18 protein-coding genes and 4 tRNA genes are annotated in these 19,540 nt (G+C 70.8%); 13 read left to right on the forward strand and 9 right to left on the reverse strand.

Annotated features, from left to right (window positions below; genetic code table 11):
- Window positions 1-145 precede the first annotated feature (145 nt).
- The 6 genes from BIU91_RS01400 (at window position 146) to BIU91_RS01425 (ending at window position 5,288) form a co-directional block, all read left to right on the forward strand.
- Window positions 146-1,801: a catalase gene (locus tag BIU91_RS01400; RefSeq protein ID WP_071403883.1), complete on the forward strand. Its 1,656-nt coding sequence runs from the start codon at window positions 146-148 to the stop codon at window positions 1,799-1,801.
- A 303-nt stretch (window positions 1,802-2,104) separates the two neighbouring features.
- Window positions 2,105-2,557 (forward strand): hypothetical protein, encoded by a 453-nt coding sequence (locus BIU91_RS01405; protein WP_071403884.1) that lies wholly within the window; start codon window positions 2,105-2,107, stop codon window positions 2,555-2,557.
- The gene (locus tag BIU91_RS01410) at window positions 2,554-3,729 is read left to right on the forward strand and encodes a zinc-dependent alcohol dehydrogenase (RefSeq protein ID WP_071403885.1); all 1,176 of its coding nucleotides are present in this window, start codon (window positions 2,554-2,556) and stop codon (window positions 3,727-3,729) included. Before BIU91_RS01405 ends, BIU91_RS01410 begins: the two co-directional genes overlap by 4 nt.
- A 51-nt stretch (window positions 3,730-3,780) precedes the next feature.
- Window positions 3,781-4,419 carry a DUF1345 domain-containing protein gene (locus BIU91_RS01415; RefSeq protein WP_071403886.1) on the forward strand — a complete coding sequence of 213 codons (639 nt, stop codon included), beginning with the start codon at window positions 3,781-3,783 and terminating at the stop codon, window positions 4,417-4,419.
- Between the two features lie 35 nt (window positions 4,420-4,454).
- Window positions 4,455-4,757, forward strand: coding sequence for a DUF4190 domain-containing protein (locus tag BIU91_RS01420; protein WP_071403887.1), 303 nt, complete (start codon window positions 4,455-4,457; stop codon window positions 4,755-4,757).
- Between the two features lie 30 nt (window positions 4,758-4,787).
- Window positions 4,788-5,288, forward strand: a complete 501-nt coding sequence (locus BIU91_RS01425; RefSeq protein WP_071403888.1) for a GNAT family N-acetyltransferase — start codon at window positions 4,788-4,790, stop codon at window positions 5,286-5,288.
- Window positions 5,289-5,291: 3 nt separating this feature from the next.
- Here the strand turns inward: BIU91_RS01425 and BIU91_RS01430 are convergent, their stop codons facing one another.
- The 3 genes from BIU91_RS01430 to BIU91_RS18710 all read right to left on the reverse strand — a co-directional run bounded on the left by BIU91_RS01430 (window position 5,292) and on the right by BIU91_RS18710 (window position 7,320).
- Window positions 5,292-6,344 (reverse strand): BLUF domain-containing protein, encoded by a 1,053-nt coding sequence (locus BIU91_RS01430; RefSeq protein ID WP_071403889.1) that lies wholly within the window; start codon window positions 6,342-6,344, stop codon window positions 5,292-5,294.
- 246 nt (window positions 6,345-6,590) lie between these two features.
- On the reverse strand, window positions 6,591-7,097 hold the full coding sequence (locus tag BIU91_RS01435) for a hypothetical protein (protein ID WP_071403890.1): 507 nt from the start codon (window positions 7,095-7,097) through the stop codon (window positions 6,591-6,593).
- Between the two features lie 76 nt (window positions 7,098-7,173).
- Window positions 7,174-7,320 (reverse strand): hypothetical protein, encoded by a 147-nt coding sequence (locus BIU91_RS18710; RefSeq protein ID WP_163343646.1) that lies wholly within the window; start codon window positions 7,318-7,320, stop codon window positions 7,174-7,176.
- A gap of 226 nt (window positions 7,321-7,546) precedes the next feature.
- On the opposite strand from BIU91_RS18710, the gene BIU91_RS01440 reads away from it, so the two are divergent.
- Entirely contained in the window at window positions 7,547-7,942 is a 396-nt protein-coding gene (locus BIU91_RS01440; protein ID WP_071403891.1) for a hypothetical protein, read from the forward strand.
- 24 nt (window positions 7,943-7,966) lie between these two features.
- Here BIU91_RS01440 and BIU91_RS01445 read toward each other — a convergent pair whose 3' ends face one another.
- Complete coding sequence (locus BIU91_RS01445; RefSeq protein ID WP_253183658.1) at window positions 7,967-9,151, reverse strand: MFS transporter; 1,185 nt, start codon at window positions 9,149-9,151, stop codon at window positions 7,967-7,969.
- A gap of 103 nt (window positions 9,152-9,254) precedes the next feature.
- Here BIU91_RS01445 and BIU91_RS01450 point away from each other — a divergent pair, with 103 nt between their 5' ends.
- The gene (locus BIU91_RS01450; RefSeq protein WP_071403893.1) at window positions 9,255-9,815 is read left to right on the forward strand and encodes an AAA family ATPase; all 561 of its coding nucleotides are present in this window, start codon (window positions 9,255-9,257) and stop codon (window positions 9,813-9,815) included.
- 190 nt (window positions 9,816-10,005) lie between these two features.
- Here the strand turns inward: BIU91_RS01450 and BIU91_RS01455 are convergent, their stop codons facing one another.
- The 4 genes from BIU91_RS01455 to BIU91_RS01470 form a co-directional block, all read right to left on the reverse strand.
- Entirely contained in the window at window positions 10,006-10,386 is a 381-nt protein-coding gene (locus BIU91_RS01455) for a hypothetical protein (RefSeq protein WP_139196715.1), read from the reverse strand.
- 123 nt (window positions 10,387-10,509) lie between these two features.
- Window positions 10,510-10,584 (reverse strand) — tRNA-Val (locus tag BIU91_RS01460).
- A gap of 47 nt (window positions 10,585-10,631) precedes the next feature.
- A tRNA-Cys gene (locus tag BIU91_RS01465) sits at window positions 10,632-10,705 on the reverse strand.
- An 82-nt stretch (window positions 10,706-10,787) separates the two neighbouring features.
- Window positions 10,788-10,859 (reverse strand) — tRNA-Gly (locus BIU91_RS01470).
- 215 nt (window positions 10,860-11,074) lie between these two features.
- Between BIU91_RS01470 and BIU91_RS01475 the strand changes: the two genes are divergently transcribed.
- The 5 genes from BIU91_RS01475 (at window position 11,075) to BIU91_RS01495 (ending at window position 17,895) form a co-directional block, all read left to right on the forward strand.
- Window positions 11,075-11,147: transfer RNA gene (locus BIU91_RS01475), tRNA-Val, on the forward strand.
- A 113-nt stretch (window positions 11,148-11,260) separates the two neighbouring features.
- A complete protein-coding gene (locus BIU91_RS01480) occupies window positions 11,261-12,841 on the forward strand; it encodes a DUF3375 family protein (RefSeq protein ID WP_071403895.1) in 1,581 nt (526 codons plus the stop codon).
- On the forward strand, window positions 12,838-13,626 hold the full coding sequence (locus BIU91_RS01485; RefSeq protein ID WP_071403896.1) for a DUF4194 domain-containing protein: 789 nt from the start codon (window positions 12,838-12,840) through the stop codon (window positions 13,624-13,626). The genes BIU91_RS01480 and BIU91_RS01485 overlap by 4 nt, the downstream gene beginning before the upstream one ends.
- Window positions 13,623-16,991, forward strand: a complete 3,369-nt coding sequence (locus tag BIU91_RS01490; protein WP_071403897.1) for an SbcC/MukB-like Walker B domain-containing protein — start codon at window positions 13,623-13,625, stop codon at window positions 16,989-16,991. Before BIU91_RS01485 ends, BIU91_RS01490 begins: the two co-directional genes overlap by 4 nt.
- A 616-nt stretch (window positions 16,992-17,607) precedes the next feature.
- Window positions 17,608-17,895, forward strand: coding sequence for a hypothetical protein (locus BIU91_RS01495; RefSeq protein ID WP_139196716.1), 288 nt, complete (start codon window positions 17,608-17,610; stop codon window positions 17,893-17,895).
- Window positions 17,896-18,061: 166 nt separating this feature from the next.
- Here BIU91_RS01495 and BIU91_RS01500 read toward each other — a convergent pair whose 3' ends face one another.
- Window positions 18,062-19,528 (reverse strand): peptide MFS transporter, encoded by a 1,467-nt coding sequence (locus BIU91_RS01500; protein ID WP_171907746.1) that lies wholly within the window; start codon window positions 19,526-19,528, stop codon window positions 18,062-18,064.
- Window positions 19,529-19,540: the final 12 nt, after the last annotated feature.

Genomic DNA, 19,540 nt, shown 5'->3' on the forward strand with positions numbered 1-19,540 from the left:
CGAAGTACTGACGGACCGTCCGTGGCGAACGCACCGGCGACCGGCCCTCGTCCGCTTCCTCGACGCCGCTGAGAGGGCGTGCCCGCGCCCCGGTCCACACTCGGTCGGGAACCCGAGCCGACCGCGACCGCAGAGAGGACGAGACATGACCGACGTCTCCAGCCAACCGCCCGCCGAGGGCGACGACCGCCGCATCCTGACGAACCGCCAGGGCCACCCCGTCTCCGACAACCAGAACCAGCGCACCGTCGGGTCCCGTGGCCCGGCGACGCTCGAGAACTACCAGTTCCTCGAGAAGATCAGCCACTTCGACCGCGAACGGATCCCGGAGCGGGTCGTGCACGCGCGCGGTGCCGTCGCCTTCGGGTACTTCGAGGCCACCGGCACGTGGGGTGACGAACCCATCGCGCAGTACACCCGCGCGAAGCTGTTCCAGGAGCCCGGCAAGCGAACCGACCTGGCGATCCGGTTCTCCACCGTGATCGGCGGCCGAGACTCCTCCGAGGCTGCCCGCGACCCGCGCGGCTTCGCCGTGAAGTTCTACACCGAGGACGGCAACTGGGACCTCGTCGGCAACAACCTCGGCGTCTTCTTCATCCGCGACGCCATCAAGTTCCCCGACGTCATCCACTCCCTCAAGCCCGACCCCGTGACCTTCCGGCAGGAGCCGGCGCGCATCTTCGACTTCATGTCGCAGACCCCCGAGTCGATGCACATGCTCGTCAACCTGTTCAGCCCACGTGGCATCCCCGCGAACTACCGCACCCAGCAGGGCTTCGGCGTGAACACCTACAAGTGGGTGAACGCCGACGGCGACACCAAGCTCGTCAAGTACCACTGGATCCCGTCGGTGGGTGTGTCCTCGATGACCGAGGCCGACGCCGCCGCCGTGCAGGCCGGCGACCTCGGGCACGCGTCGAAGGACCTGTACGAGGCGATCGAGCGTGGCGAGTACCCCGAGTGGGAGCTGCGCGTGCAGCTCATGGACGACCACGAGCACCCGGAGCTCGACTTCGACCCGCTCGACGACACGAAGGTGTGGCCGGAGAACGAGTTCCCGCCGAAGCCCGTCGGCAAGATGGTCCTGAACCGCAACGTCACGAACCACTTCGCCGAGAACGAGCAGCTGTCCTTCGGCACGGGCGTGCTCGTCGACGGCCTGGACTTCTCCGACGACAAGATGCTCGTCGGCCGCACGTTCTCGTACTCGGACACGCAGCGCTACCGCGTCGGCCCGAACTACCTGCAGCTGCCGGTGAACGCCCCGAAGAACGGCGCCGTCGCGACCAACCAGCGCGACGGACAGATGGCGTACCACCAGGACCACGGTGGCGAGAACCCGCACGTCAACTACGAGCCGTCGATCACCGGCGGCCTGCGCGAGGCGGAGTACCCGACCCACGACGACCAGGGGCCGGAGATCGTCGGGCGTCTCACCCGCAAGCGGATCCCCCGGACGAACGACTACACCCAGGCCGGCCAGCGGTACCTGCTCCTGCAGGACTGGGAGCGTGACGACCTGGTCGCGAACTTCGTCGACCTCATCTCGCAGGCGGCCCGTCCGGTGCAGGAGCGCATGCTCTGGCACTTCTACATGGTCGAGGACGACCTGGGGCGTCGTGTCGGCGAGGGGCTCGGCATCACCCTCGACGAGGTCAAGGACCTGCCCCCGCTGCAGTCCCAGACGCTCAGCGACGACGAGCTCGCCCGCCTGGCGAACCTCGGCCACAACGGCTCCCGCGACGTCGAGGGCCTGATGATGACGCACTGCGTCCCCGACGAACGCGCCGTGCGCGTCTGAGACGCGACCCCAGGACGGACGGGAGGCCCGGTGCCAGCTGGCACCGGGCCTCCCGTCCGTCTCGCTGCCGTCACCTGCCGCAGCGCATCACGGACAACCCGGGACGGCGCCAGGGAGGCCACGCTCATCGTGGATCGACAGGAGCGACTCCGTGGTCCCGACCGGCACGATCGCGCGGTCGTCGCTCCCGTCCCGTTGATCCGCACCGATGCGACCCAAGGAGGCCGCGATGGAACACACGACTCCCCGGCGGTGTGGCGCGAACGCGTCTGCTGCCCACCGACTCCTCGCCAGGACACCACGATGAGGGCCCGGAACCTCGCCGCTGCTGCGATGGTCACGGCTGCCGTCGGCGTCGTCGTCTCGCGCCGCCGACGCGGCGCACCCGGGCCCGTACGGAAGGTGCTGGCCGAACCGCGTTCCGGCTGGCACGCGGTCACGGTGAACCGCGGGCAGGACGAGGTGCTGCCAGGCGGGCGGATCCCCGCGCCGCTCACGGCGTTCGGGCAGGACGTCGAGGTGGAGGCCCGTCCCGCGCCCGGCGATCGTGGCACCGAGCTCCGTGCCCGGTTCCGAGGCGGCGGCCCGGATTCACGGGGTCGGCTGCGGGCCGCTCTGCGTGAGGCGAAGCAACTCATCGAGGTCGGCGAGGTGCTCCGGGTGGATCCGGTCCCCCACGGCCGACGGAAGGCCACACCCACCGGCGCGTTGGTTGACGTGGCGACGAAACGGAGCAACGAGGAGGGTGTGCTGTGAAGGCGCTCTGCTGGACCGGGGTCAACGAGACCGCGGTGGAGACGGTGGAGGACCCGAAGATCCTCAATGATCACGACGTGATCCTGAAGGTGCATCTGAGCACCACCTGCGGCTCGGACCTGCACCTGCTCGGCGGGTACATCCCGACCATGCGATCAGGTGACGTCCTGGGACACGAGTTCATGGGCGAGGTCGTCGAGACGGGATCGGCCGTCACGAAGCACAAGGTGGGCGACCGGGTCGTCGTCTGCTCGTTCATCGCCTGCGGGCAGTGCTGGTACTGCACCCACGGACAGTTCTCACTCTGCGACAACGGCAACCCGAACCCGGGCTTGACCGAGGCGATGTGGGGGTCGTCGATCGGCGGCTGCTTCGCCTACAGTCACGCGCTCGGCGGGTTCGCAGGCAGCCACGCCGAGTACGTCCGCGTGCCCTACGCCGATCAGGGGGCGTTCACGGTCCCCGACGGCGTGTCCGACACGGCCGCCCTGTTCGCCTCCGACGCCGCACCCACCGGGTGGACCGGAGCCGACCTGGCCGGGATCACACCGGGTGACGCCGTCGCAGTGTGGGGCGCCGGTGGTGTGGGCCAGATGGCCGCTCGTGCAGCGATGCTCCTCGGCGCCGAGCAGGTGATCGTGATCGACCGTCTGCCCGAACGGCTGCGACAGGTGCGCGAGCACATCGGTGCCGAGACGCTCGACTACACGAGCGACGCCGTGCTCCCGGAACTCAAGGAACGCACCGGCGGTCGCGGTCCCGACGTGTGCATCGAGGCCGTCGGCATGGAAGCGCACGGCACCGGACCGCTGTACCTGTACGACCAGGCCAAGCAGCAGCTGCGGTTGCAGACCGACCGGCCGACCGCCCTGCGCGAGGCGATCTACGCCTGCCGGAAGGGCGGCAGCCTGTTCTCGCTCGGGGTCTTCGGTGGGCTCGTCGACAAGTTCCCGTTCGGCGCGATCATGAACAAGGGCATGACGGTCCGCGGCGCTCAGCAGCACGGGCACCGCTACATCCCGATGATCCTCGACCGCATCGCCGCGGGAGAGATCAGCACCGAGCACCTCGCCACGCACGTGATGCCACTGTCGCAAGGGCCGCGCGGGTACGAGATGTTCAAGAACAAGGACGACGGCTGCGTCCGCGCCGTCTTCACCCCCGGCGTGTGACGACCGACCACGCAGCGGACAGGGGGAAGGAACGATCGTGAAGGCACGACGATGAACGATCGGATACTCTCCACGCGCCGGGCCCTCGTCATCGTGGGGATCGGGGTCCTGGTCGGGGTCGCGCTGACCTTCACCGGGGCTCCGTCCCTCGGGCCGCTCGCCGCCTGGTGCACGGCCGGCCTGATCGCGCTGGTCCAGGTCTGGCACAAGTGCTGGCGCCAGGACGCCGACGGCACCGAGCGTCTCGCACGCGAGGAGTCCGAGACACGGGTAAGTGACAACGCGCTCATCGTGGCCTGTTTCGCGAGTCTCGCCGCCGTCGTGCTGGCGCTCAGCGAAGCCAGCCAGGCGCGAGATCCGGCCTCGGTCGCGGCGGTCATCCTGGGCGTGCTCGGCACGATGGTGGCATGGGCGTTGGTCAACACGGTCTACGCCTTGAAGTACGCCCGGATGTTCTTCCTCGACCACCGGGGCGGCGGGTTCGACGTCAAGCAGGACGGGCGGCCGACCTACAGCGACTTCGCCTACTTCGCCTTCACGATCGGCATGTCGTACGCGGCACCAGAGGTCGAGCCGGACGACAGCGAGACCCGGCGGAAGGCGTTGCCGCACGCGCTGCTGTCGTACTTCTTCGGGACGGTGCTGATCGCGGTCGCCATCAACCTGGTGACGAACCTCGGTCAGGGGTGAGCGGAGGGATCCTCGTCGCCCCTAGGCTGACCGGCGTGACCGACCTCGCTCCTGACCAGACCGCGCCGAGCGCCGCCGGGTCCCCCGCATCGGCAGCCGTGCCGGTACCGCCCCTCAGCCTGCTCGCGGTGGTGGCGATCGCCCTCGCGTTCGTGGCACCGATCGGCGGTCTCGTCGTCGGGTTCATCGCGCGGCGCGACGTGCGGCTGACCGGTGAGCGGGGCGACGGCATCGCGTTCGCAGCGATCCTGATCGGGGCGACGCTGACGTTGTTCGGGGTCATCGTGCCGCTGTTCCTCGGCGGTGCCGGGTTCTTCGACCTGGACCTCCAGCTCTGAGCACCGGACGCCGGTCGTTACCCTGATCGAGTGGGGAACGATGACGACGTCTCGACGCTGATCCGCCCGGCCACGCTCGCTGATGCGGATGCGATCGCCCACGTGCACACGGTGTCGTGGCGAGAGACCTACGGCCGGTTCGTCGACGACCCGGACACGAGCCCGTGGTTCGACGCGGGTCGCCGGGTCGACATGTGGCGGTCGACGCTCGCGAGCCCTGACGCCCGAGGAGCCGTTCGGGTCGCCCTCGACAGCACCGGCGTCGTGGGCTTCGCCGCGGCGCAGACGACCCCCGAGCCGGATGCCGTCCGCCCCGAGGAGCTGACGACGCTCTACGTCCTGGCACGTGCGCACGGGACCGGAGCCGGCCAGGCACTCCTCGACACGGTGCTCGCCGATCGTCCGGCGTCGCTGTGGGTGGCCGCGGACAACCCGCGGGCGCACGCCTTCTACCGGCGGAACGGCTTCACGCCCGACGGTGCCGAGTCGGCGTTCGGGCCTATCCCCCGGACCGTGCGTCTGGTGCGCTGAACGTCAGTCCACGGCCGGCGCGGAGATGTCCCACACGGTGGTCTCCTCGTACTGCTCGGACCAGCCGCGGCGCATGCGGGCGGCGGCACGGTCGAACGCGTCGACGACGTCGGTGTCCGGCGTCAGCAGCGCCTGCAGGCGGATGCCGTCGTAGAGGGCGAGCAGCTGCTGTGCCCCGCGGATCGGGTCCATCGTCGCCGGTTCGCGGCCGGCGCGGACGTCCTCCTGGAGCGCGGTGCGGACGGTCTCGCGGAACTGCAGGTACGCAGACCGGTAGTAGTCGGCCCCGTCCGTCGACGGGTCGGTCGAGATGGCCAGCGTCGCGGCGATCAGACGCATGAGGGACGGGTCCTCGGCGTGGGCGGAGAGCAGCGCGTGCAGGAACGCCACCGTGCCCTTCTCGCCGGCGAGTGGCAGCAGCGGTGCCGACACCGCACGGGTCCACCGCATCACCGCGGCGGCCAGCAGTGCGTGCTCGGAGGGGAAGAGGTCGAGGAGCTCGGCCTGCCGCATCCCCGACCGGGACGCGACGCCCTCGAGCGAGAAGCGTGACAGTCCCCCGTCGTGGAGGACCGCGATGGCACCGTTGATCGCCCGGGTGCGCGGGACTTCCTCGTCGGCGGCGTTCTGGTTCGTCAGTGGTGCCAGCGGGTGCTTCCGGAACCAGTCCAGGAGTGCGCGAGCGCGGGAGGCCCCGAACGCCGGATCAGTCGGGCGACCCGGGCTGAACAGGTCGCTGAACCCCGGCACGTCGTGCATCAGCGGGTCGAGGGACTGGAACGCCATCGACCAGTCCGGGAACGAGCGCTGGGCGATCGGCTCGTCGAGCAGCACCCGGACGTTCGTGTGTCGCGGGTCGGCCTGGACCTGGTCGAAGCGCTCGCGGACGACGTCGTCCTCGCCCTCGATGATCCCGATGCAGTTGTCGTCGCGGTGCGCGAGCATGCCGGTGATGCCGAGCCGGGTGTTCTTCTCGCGACCGACCGCCAGGATCTGGGCGAGTTCGGAATCCGTGATCGGACGGGTCTGGGTGCTGGTGTAGACGAGCGATCGCATGGTGCTGCTTCCTGGTCGGACGGTCCCCCGGTGTGTGGGAGGCGCCGCCGTGTCGAACCCGAATCGACTCGACGGCACCTCGTGGTCACCGTAACCAGCGGCGACCACCTTCACTGCGACGCAAGACGGTCCGTGGCTGTTCGGCACCCGGAGGATGCCGACCTCTGAATGGAACCATCTGCCCGAGTCCGGCGGTACCCCCACAACGGGGAACGCACGTTCTCCGGCCGCATTCCGGGGCGAGCGTCAGTGCGCGCGGTCGCCCGACGGGGGCGTCTCGAAGATGCGCTCGCCCGTCGTCGGGTCCCACCCGATGGTGCGGGGTTCCGCTGAACGCGGGCGTCGTTCGTCCCGCGGGAAGAACGGACGGGCGCTGGGCAGGTAGCTGAGCACCGCGGCGACGACGACGCAGACGGCGTGGACGAGGCTCCAGTCCACGCCGTCGGTGGCGGTGGCGATGGTGATGGCGAACACTGTGCTGCAGGCAGTCAGCCCGGCGATGATGGCGAGCCAGAGACGCGCGTTCCCGGAGCCTCGTCCCATCCGCGTTGCCAGCCACAGGAACAGTGCCGACCAGGCGAGGACGAGGACGAGCCCGAGCGACGCTCCGATGATCGCGCCGCCGGCTTCGCGCATGGACACGACGATGCCGGGCGCGGCGGCCACGAGGCTGATGATGACGGACGCCCACCAGAGCGCCACGGCGATCGTGACGACCCGCGGTCGCGTGCGCTGTTCGGTGTGGTGTTCCATCAGGTGCTCCCCCGTCGTTCCGCTGGATGCGGCTCGACGATCCTACGGTGAGGGGGCGGAACGACGGTCTCGCTGCCTAGGGGCGGTAGTCCTCGCGACGTGGCGGGACCTGCGCCGCGTGCGAATCGGTGTACGGCTTCGCGCCCCGCATCCCGCCCAGCGTCTTCGCGACCGTCGTCAGCAACCAGCCGAGCCCTCGTGCCACGGTGCTCAAGATCCTCATGGTGCCCCCCTCGTCGGACCGACCTGCGGTGTCGGCCTCGTCCAGTCACACCGTACGGGGATACGCCGGATTCCCGCCAGGGACGGCAGCCTCTCGGTCCCGTTGTCGATCGACGTCGCGCATAGGCTGGACGCCCGACCGGGGAGGAGTCGCGATGCCGCTGGTCCGCGAGCGAGTGCCGTTGTGGCGCACGCCCTGGTGGCACCCTCGCCGCTGGGAAGCGCGCATGTGGGTGCTGCTCGTCGCGGCTGCTGCTGGCGGCGTCCTCCGCGAAGTGGCGCATCCGTTCTACGACGACGGGGTCGAGGCGATCGTGAAGTGGCTCGGCCTCTGCATCCCAGGATGTGTGATCGCGTACGTCGTGGTCGGTCGGTGGAAGAAGGGCCCGACCACGCTGTGGAAGCCGTCGTGGCGCGAGCTCCGACGGATCCTGGTAGCAGCACCGCTCGGGCTGCTGGCCCTGCGGTTGCTCATCGAGGACGACGACGGGTGGTTGTGGCTGCTCGCCGGCGTGTCCGCCGCGCTGCTCGCGCTCGCGGTGGCTCGCTGGGTCGCTGCCCACCGCGATCGTCGACGTCGGACCGATGTGTACGGGACGGTGTCCGCTGACCCGTATGCGTAGCGCCCGATGGGCTTCGTCTGTCCCCTACGCGTCCCGTGCCGATTCGGTCTTCGACGGCAACCGCGATGCCACGAGCGTCCCGACCAGCGCCACCAAAGCGAACGCCGCGAACCCGAACGGCAGCCCGATCGCGCTGCCGACACCACCGACGACGAGTGGTCCGACGGCGTCCCCGGTCTCACGCCCGAGCTCCGCTGAGCCCATGGTGCGACCGAGCCGATCCGGCGGAGTCGTTCCGGCGAGGTGCGCGAACGCGACGGGTGTCAGCGTGGCGACACCGGCCCCGGCGAGCAGGGCCGCGATGAAGACGGCCACCGCCGAGGGTGCGACGGCGACCACCAGGAAGGCCGCGGCAACCGCGGCCGTCCCGGCCACACCCGCCACCCCGGTACCGAGACGCCCGGCGTCGTGCAGTCGGCCGGCGACGGGCTGCACGAGCGACGACGTCACCGCGAGGACGGCGACCGCGAGCGTCGACACCAGGAGCGGGATGCCGAGCTCGGTACCGAGCGCGGGGAGCATCCCGGTCAATGCGCCGATGGCAGCGCTGCCGACGGCCAGGACGACGACCGGGATCAGGAACTGGCGGTCCGTGGCCGCTCGGACCATCACGGCGAGCGTGGCCCGCTGCCGGGGCAGGGGCACGATCGGTTCGACGGCGACGAGCACCGCCACTGCCGTCACGAGGGCCATCACGACGAGGATCCCGAAGAGCCACTGCGTGCTGCCGAACTGCACCACGAGTGCACCGATGACCGGTCCCCCGGCGTAGCCGAGACCCTTCCACGAGCCGTACCGACCGAAGTACGTCCCGCGGCGGTGCGCCGGCACGAGGCGGGCAACTGCGGCGGACGATGCCGGCGAGAACGCGGAGGCGCCGGCACCCTGCAGCAGACGGGCGAGCCCGAGCCAGAACGGACCGGTCCCGAAGACGCCGATGAGTGAAGCTGCCGCGAAGACGACGAGTCCGCCGACGATCACCGGTCGCGGGCCGATGCGGTCGGACAGTGCGCCGAAGACCGGCTTGAGGACGAGTTCGGCGACGTCGTAGAGCGCCAGGAAGAGCCCCAGCCACGCGAGCGTCAGGCCGAGTTCGAGGTGCTCGCCGCCGACCGCTGCGGCGATGCCGTTCGCCCCGAAGGCGGTCACGAACCCCGCGGCGTACAGCGGAGCGAGCCGAGGGGGCGTGGTCGTCGACAGGGCGGTCACGTGCCCACCCTGGCTGACCACAGACCGCACCGCCAACGTCGGGCGTGTCCGACCTCCGATGACCCCGTGTGCTGGCTCGTGGCAGCGGCTAGCGTCCGAGGTCATGGACGCTGCTGCTGTCGTCATCATCACCGGTCCACCCGGCGCAGGGAAGTCGACGACGGCGCGGGCGGTCGCTGCTTCGTTGCCGCGCTCGGTGCACCTGCACACGGACGACTTCTGGCACGCGATCGTTTCCGGCTCGGTCCCGCCGTACCGACCAGAGGCGGACGAGCAGAACCAGACGGTCATGCGGGTGATCAGCACTGCGGCGTCCGCGTACGCCGCCGGTGGGTTCGTGGTCGTCGTCGACGGCATCGTCGGACCGTGGATGCTGCACCACTTCCTGGACCCCGGCCCGATCCGCGGCACGCCGCCGCTGCACTACGTCGTCCTCCGCCCCTCCCGCGACGAGACCCTGCGACGTGCGCGAGGCCGGACCGAGCCGGACGCACTCGTCGACGAGGCACCGATCCTCGCGATGTGGGAGCAGTTCTCCGCCCTCCGAACGCTCGAACACCACGTGATCGACACGACGGGACAGGCACCCTCGGAGACACTCGCCGCGATCCGCGCCGCCATCGAGGCAGGCACGTTCCTGCTGCGCAGGAACCCGGTCAGCTGAGCGGCGCGGGGCCGGTGAACGGGAACGACGCAAGGCCCGCAGGTCCGCCGGCGAAACCCCAGCGGCAGCGTCGACGACGGAGTCCTAGCCGGCCAGCCAATCCATCGACGCCGAGATCTCAGCACTGTTGAGGCGCCGGATCATCGGCTCGGTCTGAACCATCCCGGATGGCCTCGAGGGAACTCCGTCGCTACAGCCGGATCGCCCACTCGATGGTCGGCGGTGCTCCGCCGCCGTGTCGGAGGGCGTAGTCGTCCAACACCGCCCGGCGGACGTCCACACCGCTCGCGAATCGTTCCAGGTGTGTCAGGAGCCAGTCTGCCGGCGCCTCGTCGATCATCTCCTGCCACGTCGTGCCGAGCACTTCGTCCAGTTCGAGCACGGCAGCGTGGGTGTCACGGCCGTCGAACTCGTAGACGGCGACTCGGCGCGCGGTGAACGCCAGCCAGACTCCTCGTTCGACGACGACGTCACCGGGGTCCCGATCGTTCCGCTGCCACTCGCAGACCTTGTGGAACAGCACCGGCGTGGTGCCGCGTCGGGCACGCTTCCGCCTCCGGCCGATCTGCATGACCACCACCGTACCCGGCGGGGTCCACGGAACATCGCGGTCCTGGCGGACTGGGAACGACGAGCAGACCGGAACGAAGAAAGCCCCCGACCGGACCTGGTGGTCCTGCCGGGGGCTTCGTGGTGGTGGGCGATACTGGGATCGAACCAGTGACCTCTTCCGTGTCAGGGAAGCGCGCTACCGCTGCGCCAATCGCCCAAGTCCCTGCGTGGACCGGAGTCCATCAAGGTCTTGGAGGGTGGATCTGGAGGTGGGGACGGGATTCGAACCCGCGTGGACGGCTTTGCAGGCCGCTGCCTAGCCTCTCGGCCACCCCACCATCGAGGTTCACGTCTCCGTGAGTACCCGAACGGTGGGATACCCTCTGGTGAGTCGCGGGCCTTCGAGAAGACCCACACTCGAGCGGATGACGAGATTCGAACTCGCGACCCTCACCTTGGCAAGGTGATGCGCTACCACTGCGCCACATCCGCACTTGTCGTTCCGCTGTCGCGGCGACGACGTAAACTCTATACGCACCGGGGCACTTCCACCAAAATCCTCCCCGTTCACCGGGCGTGTCCCCCGAGTTCATGCGGATGGGGGCGGTTCGACACCCCCTGTGGACAGCGCGCCACACCCGGGCCGCGCGACGTGTTCGATGCACCGCCGGACTTCCGCTAGTATCGATCCGCACGAACAGTGCAGGGGGCGATTGGCGCAGTTGGTAGCGCGCTTCGTTCACACCGAAGAGGTCATCAGTTCGAGTCTGGTATCGCCCACACAGCAACACACACCACCGACAAGAGCCCGACGCAGCAGCGTCGGGCTCTTGTCATCTCATCAGGCCGCAGCACGCGGGCCAGACCACCAGCACGATCGGACGAAGGGGCGCATGACCGACGTCGACCTCGAGTTCGCCCGGGTCCGAGCGGTCCTCGACCGTCCGACCCTGCGGCTCATGTCCCGGCCGACCAGCGCCACGGTCCTCGCCGTGTTCCGCACGGTCTTCGACCGCGACGTGCAGTACGTCCCCGCCGACCGCATGCACCTGCAGGTCGAGGAACACGTCGCGCGCCTGCAGGCTGCGGGCGCCCGCGTGCCCGCGAGCGACCAGCCGATGCCGGCGGCCAGCGCGCAGGCCGACAGCGCGCAGGCCGAGAGCGAGCAGGCCGAGGGCGAGCAGGAGGCCCGCCCGAACGGCCGCGCGCTGTGCCGCGAGTGGGTCGGCGCCCAGTGGCTCGTCCGATCGAACTCCCCCGACGGCGACGAGCAGTACTCCCTGACGAGCCACGCGCTCGAGGCGCTGAGCCTCGTCGACGCCCTGTCGGCCGACCGCGCCCTGATCAGCGAGAGCCGGCTGGCGATGATCGTCGACGCGGTGCACCGGTGGGCCGCCCGCGCCGAACCCGACCCCGACGTGCAGATCCGACGGATCGACGCCCAGATCGCCGAGCTGCAGGCCGAGCGGGATCGCCTGGAGCACGGCGACGACGTCGTGGCCGTCGACGACGACCGGATGCGCGACGGGTACACGAACATCTCCGACCTGATCCGGCAGCTGCCGAGTGACTTCAAGCGCGTGGAAGAAGCGGTCGCGACGATGCACCGCTCGATCGTCGAGGACTTCCGGCAAGAGGTCCGCCCGATCGGCGAGATCCTCGACGACTACCTGGCGCGCACGGACAACCTGATGGAAGCGACGCCCGAGGGCCGTGCCTTCGAGGGCGCCTTCGAACTGCTGCGCGACGACGCCCTGCTCCTGCGGCTCCGCGACGACATCGCGACGATCCTGGCGCACCCGTTCGCGCAGGGTCTCGGAGCGGGCGAGCGCCGGGCCTTCCGCAACACCGTGACGATCCTGCGCCAGGGCATCGAGGACGTCCTCGCCCAGCGCCGTCAGCTCACCGCCACGCTCCGCGACCAGATCGTCGCCCACGACGTGGTGCGCGACCGCGAGCTCGACGCGGTGCTCCGCTCGATCAACCGCGGCCTCGCCACCCTGATGGATCAGGGCGGCGCACGCGACCGGATCCCGCTGCCGCTCCTGCCGGCGGCCGCCGAGGTCGGCACGCTGCGCGAGCGCTTCTACGACCCGGACGCCGAGTCCGTGCCGCCGCCCATCGAGGAACCCGACGACGACGTCTTCGAGGACCTCGACGTCGAGATGCTCCGCATGCACGGCGGGCCGCTCCTGACCGAGCTGCGCGCGGCACTCCGCTTCGCCGAGGCCGACTCGAGCGTCGACGCGTTCCACGGGCTGCCGCCCGAGCAGCGCCGACCGGTCGAGCTCTTCGGCCTCGCGCACCTGCTGACGGGGCGCGACGACTTCGAGTCCGCCGCGCACGTCGCCGAGCACCGGACGGTCCGCCCCGACGGCACCGCGATCACCTTCCACATGCCCACCGCTGCGCTCGACGACGAGCGCACTCCGGTCGGCGACGCACACGACGAGAACGCACAGGAGGCACGGTGAGCGACACGACGCCGGCACCGGTCGACGACACGGTCCCCTACGACGACCCCGCATCCGTGATGCAGGACGACGAGCGTGACGAGTCCAGCTTCGCCCTCTTCGAGGGCGACGAGGGCCGGCTCGACGAGCACCAGCGACGCGCCCTGGTGGCCCTGCTGCGGCACTCGTACGTCAGCTCCCGCACGCACCCCGACGAGTGGCGTGCGGTGCTCGACGCCGAGTACCAGCTGCGGTCCCGCCTCAACGACCTGTTCCTCGAGCTGCACGTCGACCGTGACCGCGAGGTCGCCTGGAAGCGCCAGGCCCGGTCGGAGAGCCAGCGCCGCACGTTCCCGACCCTGCTCCGCGACCTGCCGTACACCCGCGAGGAGACGATCGTCCTCGTCTACCTGCGGATGCGCCTGCGCGCCGACGCCCGGCCGGGCCCGGACCAGGTCGTCGTCGACCGGTCCGAGATCCTCGGGCACGTGGCGGGCTTCCGTCCGGCGACCGCGACCGACCGCACCCGCGACGAGGGCCGGGTCGCGAAGGCGATCGAGCGCCTCGTGACCGCACGCATCCTGATCCGCACCTCCGACCCGGACCGCTTCCGGGTGGCGAGCGTCGTCGAGGTGCTGCTTCCCCTGGAGCGCCTGCTCGAACTGGACGCCTGGTTGCGGACCACCACCGCGCAGGGTGACGCGACCACCCCGGGCGGCGAGCCGACGGACGGGGACGACCCGGGCCTCCCGACCGACGGCGAAGCCGAGACCGACACCGACGACGAAGGCGAGACGGAAGCGTGACCGACACGTTCGAGATCCCGGCGCTCTTCGACACGGTCGCGCAGTGGCGCGCCGAGTCGATGCAGGTCGTCAACTGGGGTGGCTTCCACGGCCACCGGCAGGTCGAGCTGTCCGGCACGGCGACGCTCATCTCCGGCGCCTCGGGCACCGGCAAGTCGACGCTGATGGACGCCTACCTGGCCGTGATGATGCCGTCCGACGTGCCGTTCAACGGCGCCTCGAACGACGCCACCACCGGCCGCGCCCGCAGCGCCGACCAGCGCAACCTGCTCACGTACCTGCGCGGCAAGGTCGACACCCGGCGCGACCCGGAGACCGGCAGCCTGCGCGACGTGAACCTGCGCGGCGACGACCAGACCACCTGGGGCGCGGCGGCGGTCACGTTCCGGAACGACGACGAGCGGCGCTTCACGGTGCTGCGGGCGTACATCGTGCCGAAGCGCGCCCGCGGGGTCGGCGACATCCAGATGACCATGGCGACGGTCGACGACACCTTCGACCTGCGTCGGCTCGAGGAGTTCGTGCCGTCGCGGTTCCACCACCTCGAGCTGACCGGCCGTGTGCCGGGGCTCGTCATCCGCGACACCTACCAGGAGCTCGCGTACACGCTGCAGACCCGGCTGGGCATCGGTGACTCCGGCGGCGGCAACCGGGCGATGCGTCTGCTCGCGCGCATCCAGGCCGGGCAGCACCTGCCGACGGTCGACGCGCTGTACAAGTCGCTCGTGCTCGAGACCCCGGGCACCTACGAGGCCGCCGACCGCGCCCTCGCGCACTTCTCCGCCCTCGACGAGGCGTACGAGGCGATGGACACCGAGGAGCGCAAGGTCCGCATCCTCTCCCCCATCACCGACCTGCACGACGAGATCTCGCGCGCGACCGAAGCCGCAGCGGCCCTGGACGGCATCGCGACCGGCGCCGAGGTGTCGCCGTTCGCACACTGGACGGCCTCGCGGAAGCGCGACCTGCTCGACGCCGAGGTGTCGCGCAACGCCCGCGAACGCACGGCATCGCGCGCCGAGGTCGCCGCGGCCGAGGCCCGGCACGCCGCGGTCGAGATCGAGCTGCGCGACGCCGAGGCCCGGCTCCGCGACCAGGGCGGCAACGCGCTCGCCCAGCTCGAGGACCGCATCGAACGGCTGACCCGCGAGCGCGACGCCGTGGTCCGCACCCGTGCCACCTTCGACGAGCGCACGGCGGTGCTCGGGGTCCCGGTCTCCTCGGAACAGGACTTCACCGGGATCCAGCGTGCCGCGCACGAGTTCCTCGGGTCGTACGCCGACGCGCGCACCGCCCTCGACGAGCGCCGCGACGCCCTGACCCGCGAGGAGTACCCGCTCCTCGACCGCGAACGGTCCCTGCGGCAGGAGCGCCAGTCGCTCGAGCACCGGCAGGGCGCCATGCCGCTGCCCATGCACGAAGCCCGGCTCGCGATGGCCCGTGCCACCGGCATCGACCCGGCCGAACTGCCCTTCGTGGCGGAACTGCTCGACGTGCTGCCCGGCGAGGAGCGCTGGCGCACGGCCATCGAGTCCGTCCTGGCGCCCGTCGCCCGCACGCTGCTCGTCGACCAGGACCGCCTCGGCGACTTCAGCGAGGCGATCGACGCACTGCGCCTGCCCGTCCGCGTGCAGTTCGAGGGTGTGCCGACCGGCCCGCACCTGGACCTCGACGGCGACCCGGCGATGGTGTCCGGCAAGCTCGCCATCAAGCCGTCGCCGTTCAGCACCTGGGTGCGCGAGCGGATCGAGTCCGACCGCACCGACGCCCGCTGCGTCGCCTCGGCGTCGGACCTCGGCGGAGGTGGCCGCCGGGTCACCGAGTCCGGGCAGCTCCGCGACGGCCGTCGTGGCGCGCACGGTGACCGCCGCCAGTCGAACGTCATCGGCTTCACGAACGAGGCCCGCGTCGCCGCGGTCGAGCAGGAGCTCGCCTCGATCGCGCAGGACCTCGCGACGCTCGAGGCCCGCCGCACCGACGTCGCGCAGGACCTCACCGCGCTCGACGTGATCCGCGCCGCGCACCAGCACGTGGTCGACGTCACGTGGGCCGCGATCGACGTCGACGGGCTCGGGACGTCCCTCGCCCGGCTCGACGAGGAACGGCAGGCGCTGCTCGCCGCCGACGACGGCCTGCGGACGCTCCGGGCCTCGGTCGCCCGGCTCCGGAAGTCCCTCGACGAAGCGGCCGACCGTCGCTCCGCCGCACGGCTGTCCGTCCAGCGGCTCGAGGAGCGCCACGCGGTGCTCGTCGACGGCCAGGACGCCGCCGCCGAGATCCTGGAGCGCTTCGAGTCCTCGCCCGGTTCGCTGCCGGACGACCAGCAGTCCCGCCTGCTCGAGGAGACCTTCGAGGAGATCGGCGCCCCGGACGGCGTCGACGGGTTCGACGACGCGACCCGACGCCTGAAGCGCCGGCTTGAGGAGCGGCTCACGCAGGCGCTCGACGGTGCCGCGGCGGCCTCGACCTCGTTGACGCTGACGTTCCAGCGGTACCAGGACGCCTGGCCCGACCCGAACCTCGGCACCGGCGTCGCGTCGTACCCGGACTACCACGCGATCCTCGACCAGATCGTGGCGACCGGCCTGCACGCGCGTCGGAGCGAGTGGCGTCGGCGCCTGTCGCAGTGGAGCGGCGAGGACCTCGTCCCGCTCGCCGGCGCCTTCGACCGCGCCGTCGTCGAGATCGAGGAGCGCCTCGAGCCGGTCAACGAGATCCTGCGGGAGCTGCCGTTCGGCGCGAACCGGGACCGCTTGAAGATCCAGATCCGCCGGGTCACCCGCGAGGACGTCACCGCCTTCCGCCGTGAGCTCCGCGCCCTGTCGGCCTCGGTCGACACCGAGCTGACCGACGACGTGCTGGAGACCCGGTTCCGACGGCTCCGGCGCTTCATGGCGGTCATCCGGCCCGACTCGGACGCCGCCCGCGGCCGCACCACCCAGCGCGACGCGGTGCTCGACGTCCGGCGCCACATGGAGATCACGGCCGTCCGGTACGACACCGACGGCAACGACCTCGGCGTGTACTCGTCGCTCGGCGACAAGTCCGGTGGTGAGACGCAGGAGCTCGTGGCGTTCATCGTCGGCGCCGCGCTGCGCTACCAGCTCGGTGACGAGACCCGCCCACGGCCCCGGTTCGCGCCGGTGTTCCTCGACGAGGCGTTCATCAAGGCGGACTCGGAGTTCGCCGGCCGTGCGGTCACCGCGTGGCTCCGGCTCGGGTTCCAGCTCGTCGTGAGTGCGCCGCTCGACAAGGTCACGGCGCTCGAACCGTCGATGGAGCGGCTCCTGTCGATGCGCAAGCACCCCGAGACGGGCCACTCGTCCATCACCGAGATCGCCCGGGTGGAGCCGGCGGCCGTCTGACGCGGGCCGGGTCTGGTGGCGGTCGCGGGGCGGTCGGCTGGTCAAGACACCCCGCTCAGGTCCGCCGAGGGGTCACGAACCGTCGGATGGCGGCGGCGCAGCCGACGGTTCCTGACCACTCGACGCGCTGCAGGCGGGGTGTCCTGACCACCCGGCTCGCGCTCTGGACGCGACCGACAGCGGCCTGGAGGCGCGGTGCGGGCCCGCCACGGGCCTCCCGGCCGCCCTTCCGCCGGTCGCAACACCCCGCTCACCTCCGCCGAGGGGTCACGAACTGTCGGGTGGCGGCGGCGCAGCCGACAGTTCGTGACCACTCGACGCGCGGCAGGCGGGGTGTCCCGACCACCCGGCCCGCGCTCTGGACGCGACCGACAGCGGCCTGGAGGCGCGGTGCGGGGCCGCCACGGGCCTCCCGGCCGTCCTCCCGCCGGTCGCAACACCCCGCTCACCTCCGCCGAGCGGTCACGACGCGTCGCCTGGCGGCGCCGCAGCCGACAGTTCGTGACCACTCGACGCGCCGCAGGCGTGGTGTCCTGACCACGCGGCGGCCGGGCCGTCAGCGTGTCGCCAGGTGCCGCACAGACGTTCCATGACCACGCGACGCTACGGTGATGGCGTGTTCGGACGCCGCCGCTCCCCCAATCCCCGCCCCGACGACGCTCCCGGTCTCGGCATCGGTGCCCTCGTGCAGGTCATCGACACCGATCGGGGTGGCGAGCAGTGGGCCGACGAGCCGATCGGGGTGATCGTGGCTCCCGGCGGGAGTCAGATCGGCGGGACACAGCGCACGTGGACCGTTGCCTTCGATGAGCCCGCGTACACGAAGGACGGCCGCGGCCCCTTCGAGCGCGCGACCGTCCTGAGTCGTCAGCTGGTGCCGGTCACGACCGGCAGCGGCGAGTAGTCCGGGTCAGGGACTCAGTACTCCTCGGAGCCGCTCTTCATCATGGCCGCGACGGCCATGCAGCACCCGACGCCACCGAGGACGCCGACGCCGATGATGATCCCTGCGATGAGTTCGAGCATGGGTGGTGACTCCTTGGTTGCGTCGGCGTGTGGCTCCGCTCAGGTTACCGGATGCCGCGCATGAGCCGCAGCACCGGCTTGGCCAGGAGCAGCAGGACCATGCCCACCACGACGGCGACCAGGCCGAGGATCGTGAAGTACGGGGCCTCGTTCGCCGGGTCGTAGTAGCGGGACAGCACCCCGGTGACGGCGGTGCCCAGCGACACCGACAGGAAGAACAGCGCGACCATCTGGGTCTGGAACTTCGGCGGTGCGAGCTTCGTGGCGACGGACTGGCCGACCGGCGAGAGCAGCAGCTCCGCGAGCGTGAAGACCAGCAGGATGCCGACGAGCGCCAGCAGCGGCGTGCCGTTCTCGCCCGATCCGGTGAACGGCAGGAAGAGCAGGAACGCGAGCCCCATGATCCCGGTGCCGAGAGCGAACTTCGTCGGGGTGGACGGCTGGCGGTCACCGAGCTTGGTCCACAGCGCCGCGAAGACACCGGACAGCACGATGATGAAGACCGGGTTGATCGACTGCACCCACGACACCGGCATCTCCCAGCCGAACAGCGAGCGGTCGAGGCGCTCGTCGGAGTAGACCGTCACGACGGTGAACTGCTGCTGGTAGAGCGACCAGAACACGGCGCTGCCGATGAACAGCGGGATGAACGCGAAGACCCGCGACCGCTCGTCACGGGTGATGCCGCTCGACAGGATGACCACGAAGTAGCCGATGGTGGCCAGCACGACGACCGCCACCACGACGGTGGGCAGGTTGCCGACGTTGAGCAGGCCGGTCAGCACGGCGACGACGATGACGACGAGCGCGACGACGACGCCGGCACCGATGAGCGGCAGACGGCGGCGGTCGACGGGGTTCGCCACGTGGCGGACGACCTCGGGCAGCTTCTTCCGCCGGATCGCGTACTGCACCAGGCCCGCCGCCATGCCGACGGCGGCCAGGCCGAAGCCCCAGTGGAAGCCGAACGAGCTCTGCAGCAGCCCGGTGAGCAGCGGTCCGAAGAACGCCCCGAGGTTCACGCCGAGGTAGTAGAGCGAGAAGCCGGCGTCGCGGCGCGGGTCCTCGCGGCTGTAGAGGCCGCCGACGATCGTGGTGGCGGTGGCCTTGAGCCCGCCGGAGCCGAGCGCGATGAGCACGAGGCCGACCCCGACCCCGGCCACCCCGGGGATGAGCGCGAGGGCGATGTGCCCGAGCATCACGACGATCGCGCTGCCGAACAGGGTCCGGTCCGCACCGATCAGCCGGTCGGCGATCCACGCCCCGATGATCGTGAACAGGTAGACCGCGCCGCCGTAGGCACCCATGATGCCGGTGGCGATGCCCTTGTCGATCCCCAGGCCGCCCTGCGTGACCGTGTAGTACATGTAGATGAGGACGATGCCCTGCATCCCGTAGAACGAGAACCGCTCCCAGAGCTCCACGGCGAACGGTGTGGAGAGCTCGAACGGTTGCCCGAAGAAGGTGCGTCCGGGACGGCCTTCGCGGTCCGCGGGGGTGGTACGTGACATGGCGGCCAGTCT

Source organism: Curtobacterium sp. MMLR14_002, from assembly GCF_001864975.1.
Taxonomy (GTDB): Bacteria; Actinomycetota; Actinomycetes; order Actinomycetales; family Microbacteriaceae; genus Curtobacterium; species Curtobacterium flaccumfaciens.